Raw genomic sequence first — 12640 nt, 5'->3', positions numbered from 1 at the left:
GCGGAACGGGCGGGCGCGCGCGCCGCACGGGCCGCGGCGCTTTCGGCGAAGCGATCCACCGGACCCTCGCCGATCGCCTCGGTCGCACCGAGCTCGATCTGCCATTCCAGCAGCGCGAGGGCCGTCTCGTGATCGAGCGATTCCAGCATGTCCCTTCCCTACGCCGCGCCGCGTGTTGGGTAAACTCCCTTGTGAGGCCCCGGCGCCGCCTTGCCCGCCCGCCCGCCCTGCCCTATAAGCGGGCAGGCAGCGAAGGGGGCACGCATGACGTTCCGGGCGAAGCATCTCTTGGGTATCGAACCCCTGCACCCCGAGGAAATCCGCACCGTCCTCGACCTGTCCGACAAATATGTGGAGCTGAACCGGCGCACGGTGAAGCAGTCGGACGTGCTGGCGGGGATGACCCAGATCAACATGTTCTTCGAGAATTCCACCCGCACGCAGGCGAGCTTCGAACTCGCGGGCAAGCGGCTCGGGGCCGATGTGATGAACATGGCGGTGTCGCAATCCTCCGTGAAGAAGGGGGAGACGCTGATCGACACGGCGCTTACCCTGAACGCCATGCACCCGGACCTTCTCGTGGTGCGGCATCAGAACTCCGGCGCGGTGGACCAGCTTGCGCAGAAGGTGAACTGCGCCGTGCTGAACGCGGGCGACGGGCGGCATGAGCATCCGACGCAGGCCCTGCTGGACGCATTGACCATCCGGCGGGCGAAGGGGCGGCTCCACCGGCTGACCATCGCGATCTGCGGCGACATCGCCCACAGCCGAGTCGCGCGGTCCAACATCATCCTGCTGGGCAAGATGGAGAACCGCGTCCGCCTGATCGGCCCGCCGACTCTCATGCCCACGGGGGTGCAGGAATTCGGGGTGGAGGTATATGACGACATGAAGGCCGGGCTTGCCGATGCCGATGTGGTCATGATGCTCCGGCTCCAGAAGGAGCGGATGGACGGAGCGTTCATCCCGTCGGAACGCGAGTATTTCCACCGCTACGGTCTGGATGCCGAAAAGCTTTCCCACGCAAAGGAAGATGCCATCGTCATGCACCCCGGCCCGATGAACCGGGGGGTGGAGATCGACGGCACCATCGCCGACGACATCAACCGCTCGGTCATTCAGGAGCAGGTGGAGATGGGCGTGGCCGTCCGCATGGCGGCGATGGACCTGCTGGCCCGCAACCTGCGGGCGGAGCGTGGGCGGCAGGCGGTGGGTGAGTGGGCCTGACACAGGGCGCTTCCGCCTCCGGCGGCTGGGAAGGCATATTGGAACCGGGAGAGCGGGTTCTCTGGCAGGGGCAGCCCGAACCGGGGCTGGACCTGTCGCGCGCCTCGCTGGGGCGGCTCGCCTCGGCATTGCCGCTGGTGATCTTCGGCCTCGTCTGGATCGCCGTGACGGTGGAGGCCGGGGGGGATGACCTCATCGCCCGGCTGTTTCCGCTGTTCGGCGTGATGATCCTGCTTGGCGGGCTGTGGCATGGCGGCCTGCGGCTTCTCTGGGAGGCATACGTTCTGCGCCACACCGTCTATACGCTCACCGACCGGCGCGCCTTCATCGCAACCGACCCCATGGGGCGCAAGCGACTGAAATCCTGGCCGCTGGATGAGATGGTGCTGCTCGACTACGACGGAGAGGTGCCCGGCACGATCTGGTTCGGGCAGCAGTTCAACTCCAACCGCCCCGGCCGCCGCCGCATCGGCTTTCAGCGGATCGCCGAGGCCCGCCGCGTCCATGACATGATGCGGAAGATCCGCGCGGGCGGCGAGATCCTACGGCCTTGAGGACCGGCACTCAATCGCTGGGGTCGGGTTCGAGGATGGACGGCGGACCACCGCGGGGCGGGATGTCGCCAAGCCCCCTCCCCGGAGCAGCGGTGCAAGGGCTTACGAGCCTTCGCCGAGATGCCGAGGGCGCGGTCGCTGCCCGCATTCGCCGGGAGATCGGCGCCGCCTCAACCGACCGGACCATGGACCCGCGCGATCCGGGGCGCTATGGAAATCCACGCGGCGCGATACCGCGGGCGGATGCAGCAACGCCGCCACGGCGAAATCGCAGATCGCGCGGGCAAAGGCGCGGCGTGAAACCGTGCCGAACCGGCTGCGGGCGCGCGCCATGATACAGCGGCTCCCAGCCGCAAAGAAATGACGCGGCATGATGCTGCGACGGAAACGGAGGCGGAGGCTGCCATGACCGAGGCGAACGAAGCTCTGACAGGGGGCGGCGCAGCCCTCGCCGCACCGCCCGCCAACAGCGGCGCGGGCCTGTTGCTCACCAATGTCCGGCTGGTCGATCCCGAGGCGGGCGAGGTGCGGCCCGGCACCATCCGCATCGCGGAGGGCCGCATCGCCGCCGTGGACGGGCAAGACCGCACCGGCGAGACGGTGGACGCACGCGGCCTGCACCTTGCCCCCGGCATCGTCGATATGGGCGTGAAGGTCGGGGAACCGGGCGAGCGCCACAAGGAGAGCTTCCGCTCCGCCGGTCTGGCCGCCGCCGCGGGCGGGGTGACGACGATGGTCGTCCGGCCCGACACCAACCCCGCGATCGACAGCCCGGAGATGCTGGAATTCGTCACCCGCCGCGCGGCGGAAGTCTCACCCGTCCATATCCGCCACATCGCCGCGCTGACCCGCGCGCGGGAGGGGCGCGAGATGGTGGAGATCGGCTTCCTCATCGACGCGGGCGCCGTGGCCTTTTCCGATTGCGACCATGTGGTGACCAACACCAAGGTGCTGTCCCGCTGCCTGATCTATGCGAAATCGCTGGGCGCGCTGGTGATCGGCCATCCGCAGGATCCGGGCCTTTCGGACGGCGCGGCGGCGACATCGGGGAAGTTCGCCTCGCTCCGCGGGCTTCCCAGCGTCTCGCCCATCGCGGAGCGCATGGGGCTGGAGCGGGACATGACGCTCGTCGAGATGACGGGCGTGCGCTACCACGCGGATCAGATCACCACCGCCCGCGCGCTGCCGGTGCTGGAACGGGCGAAGGCGCGGCTGGATGTCACCGCCGGTGTGTCGATCCATCACCTCACGCTGAACGACCTCGATGTCGGCGACTACCGCACCTTTTTCAAGGTGACGCCGCCCCTCCGCTCGGAGGAGGACCGCCGCGCGGTGGTGGAGGCCGTGGCCTCCGGGCTGATCGACACGATCTCCTCCTTCCACACGCCGCAGGACGAGGAATCCAAGCGCCTCCCCTTTGAGGAGGCCGCCCCCGGTGCCGTCGGGCTTCAGACGCTGCTGCCCGCCGCCCTGCGGCTCCATCATGCGGGGCTGGTGAGCCTGCCGGTGCTGTTCCGCGCGCTGGCGCTGAACCCGGCGCGCAGGCTCGGGCTGGAAGCGGGACGGCTGGCGGAAGGCGCGCCCTCCGATCTCGTGCTGTTCGACCCGGATGCCCCCTTCGTGCTGGACCGCTTCACTCTGCTGTCGAAATCCAAGAACACGCCGTTCGACGGAGAGCGGATGCAGGGCAAGGTCGCGGCCACCTTCGTCTCCGGCCGGCAGGTTCACGGCGCGAAGCTGGGGGGGCAGGCGTGATCCCTGCGCTGACCTCCTCCCCGCTCGCACTGATCGTCACGGCGGTTCTCGCCTATCTGGTGGGGTCGATCCCCTTCGGGCTGCTGTTGGCCCGGGCGATGGGGCTTGGCAACCTGCGCGAGATCGGCTCGGGCAATATCGGCGCGACCAACGTGCTCAGGACGGGAAGCAAGAAGGCGGCGGCGCTGACCCTGCTGCTCGATGCGGTGAAGGGCGCGGTGCCCGTGCTCCTTGCCCGCCACCTTCTGGGCGAGGACGCGGCGCAGGTGGCCGGTCTGGCCGCGTTCCTTGGCCACCTGTTTCCGGTCTGGATCGGCTTTCGCGGCGGCAAGGGAGTGGCGACCTTTCTTGGCGTGGTGCTGGCGCTGGCCTGGCCGGTGGGGGTCGTAGCCTGCGTGACATGGCTCGTGGTGGCCTATGCCACGCGGTATTCCTCGCTCTCCGCGCTGGTGGCGGCGGCGCTGTCGCCCGTCTGGGCCTGGGTATTGGGCTATCAGCAGACGGTGGGGCTGATCCTGCTGCTCGTGGTGCTGATCTTCCTGCGCCATCACGAGAACATCTCCCGCCTGATCGCGGGCACCGAGTCCCGCATCGGCGCGAAGAAGTAACGCGAAAGTCGGCGAGAGGGCCCTCCCCTCCCGCCCCTGCTCAATACCGCTGGGAGGCGTAGATCCGGGAGAGGTCGCGCCCCCATTCCCCGTCATAGAGGTCGAGCAGCCGGTCGGCAGGCACCTTGCCGCTTGCCACCCTGTCCCGCAGGGTCGCGAGGAACACCGTCTCGTCACGCCCTTCGGCATCCAGCCGGTTGCGGGCCTTCAGCCCGCCTTCCGCCAGCGCCAGCGCCTCCCGCGCCACGTCGTGGAGCCGGACGCCATTCGCCTCGCCGCGGAGTGCCGCGACGGAGGCGGCGATGCGCAGCTCCTCCCGCGTGGCCGCGTCCCAGCCCTTCACCAGTTCCCATGCCGCATCCAGCGCGTCCTGATCGTAGAGCAGACCGACCCAGAAGGCGGGCAGCGCCGCAAGCTGCGCCCTGTCGCCCGCATCCGCGCCGCGCATCTCCATGAACTTCTTGATGCGGACCTCGGGGAAGACGGTGGTCAGATGGTCGGCCCAGTCGGACAGGGTCGGCGTCTCTCCCGGCAGGGCAGGCAGACGCCCGTCGAGGAAATCGCGGAAGGACTGCCCCCGCGCATCGACGTAATTTCCGTCGCGATAGACGAAATACATCGGCACATCGAGCACCCAGTCCGCATACCGCTCGAACCCGAATCCCTCCTCGAAGACGAAGGGCAGCATTCCCGTGCGGGAGGCATCCAGATCGCGCCAGATCCGGCTGCGCCAGCTCATATGGCCGTTGGGCCTGCCCTCGAAGAACGGCGAATTGGCGAACAGCGCCGTCGCCACGGGCTGCAGCGCGAGGCTCACGCGGAACTTCTTCACCATGTCGGCTTCCGAGCCGAAGTCGAGGTTCACCTGCACGGTGGAGGTGCGATACATCATCTGGGTGCCGTGGGTGCCCACGCGGCCCATGTATTCGGTCATCAGCCGATAGCGGCCCTTCGGCATCACCGGCATCTCGTCCTGCGTCCATTCCGGCGCAGCGCCAAGCCCCATGAACGCCACGCCCATATCGGCCGTGACCTCCGCCACTTCGGCGAGATGACGTGCGGTTTCCGCGGCCGTCTCATGCACCGTGGCGAGGGGGGCACCGGAAAGCTCGAACTGCCCGCCGGGCTCGAGGCTCACGCTCGCGCCGTCGCGGGACAGGCCGATGAGCTTGCCCTGCTCCTCCACCGGTGCCCAGCCGAAGCGTTGCAGGCCCTTCAGCAGTGCGTGGATCGAACGCTCGCCGTCATAGGGAAGCGGTGCGTGGCTGTCGGTCAGGAAGCCGAACTTCTCATGCTCCGTGCCGATGCGCCACTCGGACGGCGGCTTGCACCCGGAGGCAAGGTAGTCGGCCAGCGCGGCCCGGTTCTCGATCGGCCCGCCGCCGGACTGGGGAATGGACATGTCGCTCTCCGGGCAGTTCTGGGGAAGTTCTTAACGGTCGCAACTCGTCGCAATCGGCGCGGCCCAAGTCAAGGCTTCGACGTGACCTGACGAACGGGACGACGCCAGATGAGCACATCGCCCTCGCTCCGCTCCAACGCCGCCAGCACGGCACCCAGATGCAGGCCGGGAAGGGTCGCGAACACGTCGTAAAGGCGCTCGGCCCCTCTCGCATCCACCGGAACGACCAGCGGCGCCGCCCCCGCCTGCCCGATGCGCCATGCCCGGCCCTCATCCGAAAGAACGAGGGAGAGGGAAGTGATTTCCGGGATCGACGCGAAGCCGCCGCGCTCCGGCAAAGGCGAGAGGTAGGCGATCTGCCCCTCCAGCACGTCCACCGCGCCGATGCCGGTGGTGGCAGGCCGGAAGCGCAGCCGCCTCACCCCGATCACGGCCAGCCCCAGCCCCGCCATGCCGGCAAGCACCCCGACCGCGCCAAAGAACCAGCCGCCGGACAGCCCCACCCACAGGCCCACGGCGGCGATGGCAAGGCCGGTGAGCACCTCCTGCCAGCGGCGGAGCGTGGCCACCGCTTCGGGGCGGAGGAGCGGCGCGCTCATGGCGTTTCCTTCCGCAGCGAAGGGCCGGGAGCGGCGGAAGCACCCGGATAAGTGCTCCGGCCCGACTGAGCGGCGGTATCGGACAAAGGCCGGGGCGACACCGGCACGGCCCGCGCCTCGGGGAACAGCGTCAGCCGATAGGCACCGATCTGCCGGAAACCGATGGCCTGATAGGCGCGGAGCGCCGGCGGGCCGGAGGCGAAAAGGATGGCCGTTTCCGCCCCCTCCCCCCGGGCTTCCGCCAGATGCAGCGCGACGGCGAGACGGGCATAGCCGCGTCCGCGATAAGCGGGAGGTGTATAGACCCCGCCCACCTGAACCATCTGCGCGGGCGCAGGCAGGCGCGCGTTGAAAGCGGTGATCGCCATCGGCACGCCCCCCTGCATCAGGATGCGAAGCCGGTCCTGCGCCATCAGCGTCGCGATATGCCGGGTCACGGCCTCAAGTTCCGCCGCACCGTGAAGCTCCGCCTCGTAGCGCTGCCGCCAACGGCCCAGCCAGTCCAGATCGCCGGGCAGCGGACGGCGGAGCACGGCGTTCCCCTCCGGCAGGCGGAGGCCGCTCAGTTGCAGCCGGCACAGCGGCTCCGCACCGTCGAACCGCGGTGTCCCGAGTGCCAGCGCAGGCAGCAGCGCAGCCACCTGCCCCGCTTCTCCGGCGATGCCGAAAACACGTTCCCCTGCCAGAGCGGCACGAAGGGCGGCCAGATCGGCGGGCGTGGCGGAGGGAAGCTGGACCGACAGGAACCCGGCCGTGCTGAGCGCGACGGCGCCCCCGCCCACCCACCAGAAGCGGGCATTCTTCGGCTCAGGCCCTCCGTCGATACCGGAAAGCAGTGATTCGCGCAGGAACATGGAGGTTTCCGCGTGGCGCGCGAGAAAGGCGGAGAGCGCGGGCACTTCCCGCGCCGTTACCCGCCGGACGGTGGCCGGAGTCCCCCCGGCCCCGGCCTCCCTGACGATCTCAGACATCATCTCCCTCCAACCTCAACCCCCCGCGGAGCGGCCCGGCCCGCTCGTTCCCGATCCCCGGCGCGGCCTGCCACCCGCAGACGGCGGAAACCGACATCCCGGAAGGCCGGCGCTCGCGGCCTTCCGCCACCGCAAGTGGATACGGTATCGTCCCAGCACTCATCTCCTGCCTCCTCCCGCCACCTGCCCACCCGCAGCGGCGGGAGCCGACATCCCCGAAGCGACGGCCTGCGCGGCCTTCTGCCACCGCATGTGGATACAGCATCCTCGCGGCACTCATCTCCGGCCTCCCACGCCACCTTCCCACCCGCAGACAGCGACATCCCGGAAGCGCCCGCCCGCGCATTCTGCGGGCGGATACGGTATTCCCGCAGCACTCATCCCCAGTCTCCCAGCGCGGCCTGCCATAACGTCAATGCCGCGACGGCCGCTGTGTCCGCCCGCAGAATGCGCGGGCCGAGCGAGACCGGCAAGACGAAGGGCAGCGCCCGGAGCCTGTCCCGTTCGGCAGGAGAAAAGCCGCCCTCCGGCCCTATGAGGATGGCCCATGGTCCGGGCTCCGCACCCGAAAGCGCTGCGGCCGCGCCGACGAGGCTTTCGTCCGCCCACAGAATCCGCCGCCCTGCGTCCCAGCCGGAGAGCCAGCGGGACAGCGGGCGCAACTCCTCCACCTCCGGCACGAAGGTTCCACCGCATTGCTCCGCCGCCTCGACCGCATGGGCCTGCAACCGGTCCTGCCGGATGCGTTCGGCATTGGTGAAATCGGTCTGCACCGGACAGATACGGGCCGCGCCAAGTTCCGTCGCCTTCTCCACGATGAAATCGGTACGGGCCTTCTTGATCGGGGCAAAAAGCAGCCAGACATCGGGCGGGATCTGCAGCGGGCGCGTCTTCTCCGCCAGCTCAAGCTCTCCCCCCCGCTTGGCCGCACGGGTGACACGGGCGAGGAACTCCCCCTCCCGCCCGTTGAACACGAGGATGTCATCGCCGGGGCCAAGCCGCATGACGCCGAACAGGTAATGCGCCTGCGCCTCCGTCAGCGGGAGCGATTGCCCTTGGGCGAGCGGGTGGTCTACATGAAGTCTGATGCGTGACATGAGGGCGAGATTATGACCCACCCCTTCGGAATGCCAGAGGCGGACGGACGCGTCGCCGATGCGGTCAGCGGAAGTTGGGTCGATACCCGCGCGCCCCGCGTGTTCCGCCCCTACCTCCGCCTGTCGCGCGCGGACCGCCCGATCGGAACATGGCTGCTCTACCTGCCGATGCTGTGGTCCATCCTGCTCGCGGCCTCGGCCACGCGGTTCACGTTCTACGACCTGTGGCTCATCCTCGCCAGCGGTGTCGGTGCGATCCTGATGCGCGGCGCCGGCTGCACCTGGAACGACATCACCGACCGGGATTTCGACGGCTCCGTTGCACGGACCCGCTCCCGCCCCATTCCCTCGGGTCAAGTCACGGTGCGGCAGGCGGCGATCTGGATGGCGATACAGGCGGGCATCTCCGCCCTGATCCTGTTCACCTTCAACTGGCTGGCCATCGCGCTCGGGGTGCTGTCGCTGGCGCTGGTCGCGATCTATCCCTTCGCCAAGCGGTTCACCTGGTGGCCGCAGGTGTTTCTTGGCCTCGCCTTCAACTGGGGGGCTCTGCTCGGCTGGGCGGCGCATATGGGCAGCCTGTCCTGGGCGCCGGTGTTTCTCTATCTCGCGGGGATCTCCTGGACGCTGTTCTACGACACCATCTATGCCCATCAGGACAAGGAGGACGACGCGCTGATCGGCGTGAAATCCACCGCCCGGCTGTTCGGAGAGGATACGCACCGCTGGCTGACGATCTTCCTCGGCGCCTCCGTCGTGCTGATGAGCTTCGCCTTCCTCTCCGCCCTCGGGCCGACAGGCAGCCCGCTGAAGCTGATCCTCGGGCTCGCGGGCGTGTGGTGCTTCGGCTTTCACCTGTGGTGGCAACTGACCAAACTCCGCATCGACGACCCGGATCTCTGCCTCAGGCTTTTCCGCTCCAACCGCGATGCGGGTCTGATCCCTGCGCTGTTTCTTGCCATCTCACTTTTCGTTTGATTGAAGCCGGGGGACAGGGGACTTAAGCAGGCGCCGACCGGAACGACACGGGGCCTTCATGCGTCTTTCCCCTGCGCTTCTCAGCACTCTTGCCCTCGCAGCCGCGGCGGGCCTTTCCCTTATCGGGGCGAGCTTCGCCGCCCGCGCGGTGGAGGATCGCGCCGTCCGTGCGGTGGATGGCGCGCTCGACACAGCGAACGTGACATGGGCGCGCGCCTCGGCCGACGGGCTGACCGTCACTCTGGCAGGCACGGCGCCGACGGAGGCCGCGCGGTTCCGCGCGCTCACCGTGGCGGGGGGCGTGGTGGACCCGTCCCGCGTCATCGATACGCTGGAGGTGGCGGCAGCCGCCGTGATCCCCGCGCCGACCCTTTCCGTGGAAATCCTGCGCAACCGTGACGGCATCTCGGTGATCGGCCTGATCCCGGTGGCAACCGGGCGGGAGGCGATCCTCGACCCGCTCATCCGTGTAGCCAATGGCGTGCGCGTCTCCGACATGGTGGAGGCCACGCAGCAGCCGGTGCCCGAGGGCTGGGCGGAGGCAGTCGGTTTCGGGGTGAAGGCGGCGGAACTCCTGCCCCGCTCGAAGATCTCCATCGCCGCAGGCAGGGTGGCGGTGACCGCCGTCGCCGACAGCCCGGAGCAGAAACAGCGGCTGGAACGTGAACTGCGGGCGCAGATGCCCGCAAGCGTTCCGGTCACGCTCGACATTTCCGCGCCCCGCCCGGTCATCACGCCATTCACGCTGCGCTTCGTCATGGACGGTCAAAACCCGCATTTCGATGCCTGCGCCGCGCCGGATGAGGCGGCCCTCGGCCAGATCATCGCCGCCGCGCGGGCAGCGGGGATGGAAGAACCGATCGACTGTCAGGTCGGCCTCGGCGCGCCCTCGCAGGACTGGGGGCAGGCCGCGGCGCAGAGCATCGCGGCGCTGGCGGCCCTTGGCGGCGGCACGCTGACGCTCGCAGATGCGGATATCACGCTGGAAGCCGCCGAAGGCACCGATGCGCAGAGGTTCGAGGAGGTGGTGAGCAATCTCGACGCGTCCCTCCCAAGCCTTTTCTCCCTTCATGCCAATCGTCCCGTTGCCCCGGTGCAGGAGGCCGCGACCGCGGAGAGCGGTCCGCCCGAATTCACCGCGACGCTGGATGCCGAAGGCGGCGTCACGTTGCGCGGCCGGTTCCTTGACGAACGCCAGCGCGCGGCCGTGGAAAGCTACGCCCGCGCCCGTTTCGGCGCCGGGGCGGTCAACGTCACGACCCGGCTCGACGACCGGCTGCCCCAGGGCTGGGCACTCCGCGTGCTCGCGGGGCTGGAGGCGCTGGGAGAGCTGAACCGGGGTGAACTGCTGGTCACGCAGGACCGCATCGCCGTCCGTGGCGTCACCGGCGACAAGTCTGCGCGGGGCAACATCACCCGCACCCTCTCCTCCCGTCTCGGGCGCGCGGCCTATACGGTCGATGTCAGCTATGATGAACGGCTGGATCCGCAGGCCGCGCTGCCGACCCCGCAGGAATGCGTGCGCACGATCAACGCGATCCTCGACAGCCACAAGATCACCTTCGCACCCGGCTCCGCCACGATCAACGCCGATGCCCGCCAGACGCTCGACAAGGTGGCGGAGGCGATGATCCCCTGCATCGACGTGAAGATGGAGATCGGCGGCCATACCGACAGTCAGGGACGGGACGAGATGAACCTCCAGCTCAGCCAGGCGCGGGCGGAGGCGGTGCTGGAGGCGCTGCTTGCGCGCCGGGTGCCGATCTCCAACCTCACGGCGCGCGGCTATGGCGAGACGCGCCCCATCGCCGACAACGGCAAGGAGGAGGGGCGTGAGGCCAACCGGCGCATCGCCTTCACCCTCATCATCGGATCCCCCGATCAGCCCGCCCTGCCGGAGCCGGTGCCCGCCCCGACGGCCCGCCCCGAAGCGGTGACCGATGCCGCCCGCGCGGCAGAGGCCGAAGCCCCCCCGGCAGAGGAAACGGCAGGGTCCATGGACGACGATGCGAGTGAGGAGGGTGAACCGATGGATGCGATCGATGGCGACGAGGAACCGTCCCCCGCCACGGAAGCCCCCGATACCAACTGATCCGCCCCGCCTCCGCAGGCGGTCCTCCCGGCAACCAGAACCCAGCGACGGCCAAGACCATGAACCGCACCGAATTCATCATCGCCACGGCCATCGCGCTGTTCATCGCCTTCTTGCTGGGCTGGTTCGCGCACTGGCTCGTCCACCGCCTGACGCGCGTGTCGCAGGCCGATCTGGACGAACTGGAAAGCATGGCGCAATCGCTCCACGATGCGGAGGAGACGCGGGACGCGGCCCTCGCCCATCTGTCCGCGCGGGAGGAGGAGATGCGCCACGAGAGCGAGGGCCGGGAAGCCGAACTGATGGCGGCGATGGATGCCGTGCGGCAGGCGCGTGAGGAAAACGAACGCCTCCGTCATCGCTTGGGCGAGCACTGAACGCGCCGCGTCGTGCCAGCCGTCCACGCTCCACCAGCAGTAGGTCGCCCCGGTCACTGCATAATGCTGGCAGTGGGTCGGGCTTTGCGGGCTTCCTGCGCCAGCGGTGAGCGGTAGATAGGTAGGTTTTGCAAGCTTCCTGAGCCCGGTCCCTTTCCTGATAGTATCGCGGAGCCGCCGGCAGCAATTGCGTTCATCTGTCGGCAGGCCACGCGGAAATATCTCGCCGTTATGATAGGCCTTTATTCCCGCCACGTGGTTGGTTGGTCGATCCAAACGACCGACGTGTGCCGTAACCGCTGCACTTGGCGTGAGGGCGGCAACGGCCCCGAAGCAAGACATATTGATCCGCCCCAGGGTCACAGCCACCGGCGTGGACTGGGCGACCTTCATCCCGGCTCACAATCCTGAACTCCTGATGAGAAGCGGCGAGAGCCATGACAACGCAGCGCTTCCGCTCATCGAGCGCGAGCGTATCTGGTACCGCACCTACAAACACGCGCGGAAAGCACAGCACGACGTGTTCGATGTATGGGCACCACCGCCCCGTAGGCAAACACGTCAGAAACTTGATGCCGTCACCCATCAACTTTTGAATGACAGCGGCGCTTGAAAGGCGGAAGGCGTCTAGAAAACCAGAGGCTACTCGATCAGCTCCTGCGCCCGGATACCGGCTCCGACGCGCATGCGCTCCCGGTAGAACATGAATAACCAATTGCAATAACTTCATGATTCATCCCCTTGGCTGCGAGATTCCTCATAGCGTGGCAGAACTCGCCTGACCCCGGTCAGGAAGGTTTGCTGAAAATTGCTGTTCGCTTCCGCAATGTCAGGAGGCCCCAACAGCACGATGACGCCCCGCCGCTGCTCCGATTTTCACTCTAGCCACCAGCCACCAGCCACCAGCCACCAGCCACCAGCCAAGAGCCAAGAGCCAAGAGCCAAGAGCCAAGAGCCAAGAGCCAAGAGCCAAGAGCCAA

Annotated in this window: 12 protein-coding genes; 8 read left to right on the top strand and 4 right to left on the bottom strand. The window is 68.2% G+C overall.

Annotated elements, in window-relative coordinates:
* Positions 1 to 264 precede the first annotated feature (264 nt).
* From RT513_RS17725 to plsY, 4 genes are all read left to right on the top strand, one after another.
* On the top strand, positions 265 to 1227 hold the full coding sequence (locus tag RT513_RS17725; RefSeq protein ID WP_035707867.1) for an aspartate carbamoyltransferase catalytic subunit: 963 nt from the start codon (positions 265 to 267) through the stop codon (positions 1225 to 1227).
* Positions 1218 to 1781 (top strand): hypothetical protein, encoded by a 564-nt coding sequence (locus tag RT513_RS17720; protein WP_088215845.1) that lies wholly within the window; start codon positions 1218 to 1220, stop codon positions 1779 to 1781. The genes RT513_RS17725 and RT513_RS17720 overlap by 10 nt, the downstream gene beginning before the upstream one ends.
* A 360-nt stretch (positions 1782 to 2141) precedes the next feature.
* Complete coding sequence (gene pyrC / locus RT513_RS17715) at positions 2142 to 3536, top strand: dihydroorotase (RefSeq protein WP_313534199.1); 1395 nt, start codon at positions 2142 to 2144, stop codon at positions 3534 to 3536.
* The gene (gene plsY, locus RT513_RS17710) at positions 3536 to 4144 is read left to right on the top strand and encodes a glycerol-3-phosphate 1-O-acyltransferase PlsY (protein WP_290690010.1); all 609 of its coding nucleotides are present in this window, start codon (positions 3536 to 3538) and stop codon (positions 4142 to 4144) included. The genes pyrC and plsY overlap by 1 nt, the downstream gene beginning before the upstream one ends.
* A 40-nt stretch (positions 4145 to 4184) precedes the next feature.
* Here the strand turns inward: plsY and RT513_RS17705 are convergent, their stop codons facing one another.
* From RT513_RS17705 to RT513_RS17690, 4 genes are all read right to left on the bottom strand, one after another.
* Positions 4185 to 5546 carry a glutamate--cysteine ligase gene (locus RT513_RS17705; protein WP_290689938.1) on the bottom strand — a complete coding sequence of 454 codons (1362 nt, stop codon included), beginning with the start codon at positions 5544 to 5546 and terminating at the stop codon, positions 4185 to 4187.
* A gap of 68 nt (positions 5547 to 5614) precedes the next feature.
* A complete protein-coding gene (locus tag RT513_RS17700; protein ID WP_290689940.1) occupies positions 5615 to 6145 on the bottom strand; it encodes a hypothetical protein in 531 nt (176 codons plus the stop codon).
* The gene (locus RT513_RS17695; protein ID WP_290689942.1) at positions 6142 to 7116 is read right to left on the bottom strand and encodes a GNAT family N-acetyltransferase; all 975 of its coding nucleotides are present in this window, start codon (positions 7114 to 7116) and stop codon (positions 6142 to 6144) included. Before RT513_RS17695 ends, RT513_RS17700 begins: the two co-directional genes overlap by 4 nt.
* Before the next feature lie 377 nt (positions 7117 to 7493).
* Positions 7494 to 8213 (bottom strand): 16S rRNA (uracil(1498)-N(3))-methyltransferase, encoded by a 720-nt coding sequence (locus RT513_RS17690; protein WP_088215841.1) that lies wholly within the window; start codon positions 8211 to 8213, stop codon positions 7494 to 7496.
* A gap of 12 nt (positions 8214 to 8225) precedes the next feature.
* On the opposite strand from RT513_RS17690, the gene ubiA reads away from it, so the two are divergent.
* The 4 genes from ubiA (at position 8226) to RT513_RS17670 (ending at position 12273) form a co-directional block, all read left to right on the top strand.
* The gene (gene ubiA / locus RT513_RS17685) at positions 8226 to 9191 is read left to right on the top strand and encodes a 4-hydroxybenzoate octaprenyltransferase (protein ID WP_290689944.1); all 966 of its coding nucleotides are present in this window, start codon (positions 8226 to 8228) and stop codon (positions 9189 to 9191) included.
* A 58-nt stretch (positions 9192 to 9249) separates the two neighbouring features.
* Positions 9250 to 11283: an OmpA family protein gene (locus RT513_RS17680; protein ID WP_290689945.1), complete on the top strand. Its 2034-nt coding sequence runs from the start codon at positions 9250 to 9252 to the stop codon at positions 11281 to 11283.
* A 59-nt stretch (positions 11284 to 11342) separates the two neighbouring features.
* The gene (locus RT513_RS17675) at positions 11343 to 11660 is read left to right on the top strand and encodes a hypothetical protein (RefSeq protein ID WP_088215838.1); all 318 of its coding nucleotides are present in this window, start codon (positions 11343 to 11345) and stop codon (positions 11658 to 11660) included.
* Between the two features lie 373 nt (positions 11661 to 12033).
* Positions 12034 to 12273, top strand: coding sequence for a hypothetical protein (locus tag RT513_RS17670; RefSeq protein WP_313534198.1), 240 nt, complete (start codon positions 12034 to 12036; stop codon positions 12271 to 12273).
* The last annotated feature ends 367 nt before the right edge of the window (positions 12274 to 12640 follow it).

Source organism: Haematobacter sp. (assembly GCF_032102465.1).
Lineage (GTDB): Bacteria > Pseudomonadota > Alphaproteobacteria > Rhodobacterales > Rhodobacteraceae > Haematobacter.
This window is presented reverse-complemented; position numbering and strand designations above follow the sequence as displayed.

Excerpts from the sequence above, each read along its gene's own strand:
- RT513_RS17700 (WP_290689940.1), bottom strand. The coding sequence starts at position 6,145 with ATGAGCGCGCCGCTCCTCCGCCCCGAAGCGGTGGCCACGCTCCGCCGC.
- pyrC (WP_313534199.1), top strand. The coding sequence starts at position 2,142 with ATGACGCGGCATGATGCTGCGACGGAAACGGAGGCGGAGGCTGCCATG.
- RT513_RS17680 (WP_290689945.1), top strand. The coding sequence starts at position 9,250 with ATGCGTCTTTCCCCTGCGCTTCTCAGCACTCTTGCCCTCGCAGCCGCG.
- ubiA (WP_290689944.1), top strand. The coding sequence starts at position 8,226 with ATGACCCACCCCTTCGGAATGCCAGAGGCGGACGGACGCGTCGCCGAT.
- RT513_RS17705 (WP_290689938.1), bottom strand. The coding sequence starts at position 5,546 with ATGTCCATTCCCCAGTCCGGCGGCGGGCCGATCGAGAACCGGGCCGCG.
- RT513_RS17695 (WP_290689942.1), bottom strand. The coding sequence starts at position 7,116 with ATGTCTGAGATCGTCAGGGAGGCCGGGGCCGGGGGGACTCCGGCCACC.
- RT513_RS17690 (WP_088215841.1), bottom strand. The coding sequence starts at position 8,213 with ATGTCACGCATCAGACTTCATGTAGACCACCCGCTCGCCCAAGGGCAA.
- RT513_RS17675 (WP_088215838.1), top strand. The coding sequence starts at position 11,343 with ATGAACCGCACCGAATTCATCATCGCCACGGCCATCGCGCTGTTCATC.
- RT513_RS17725 (WP_035707867.1), top strand. The coding sequence starts at position 265 with ATGACGTTCCGGGCGAAGCATCTCTTGGGTATCGAACCCCTGCACCCC.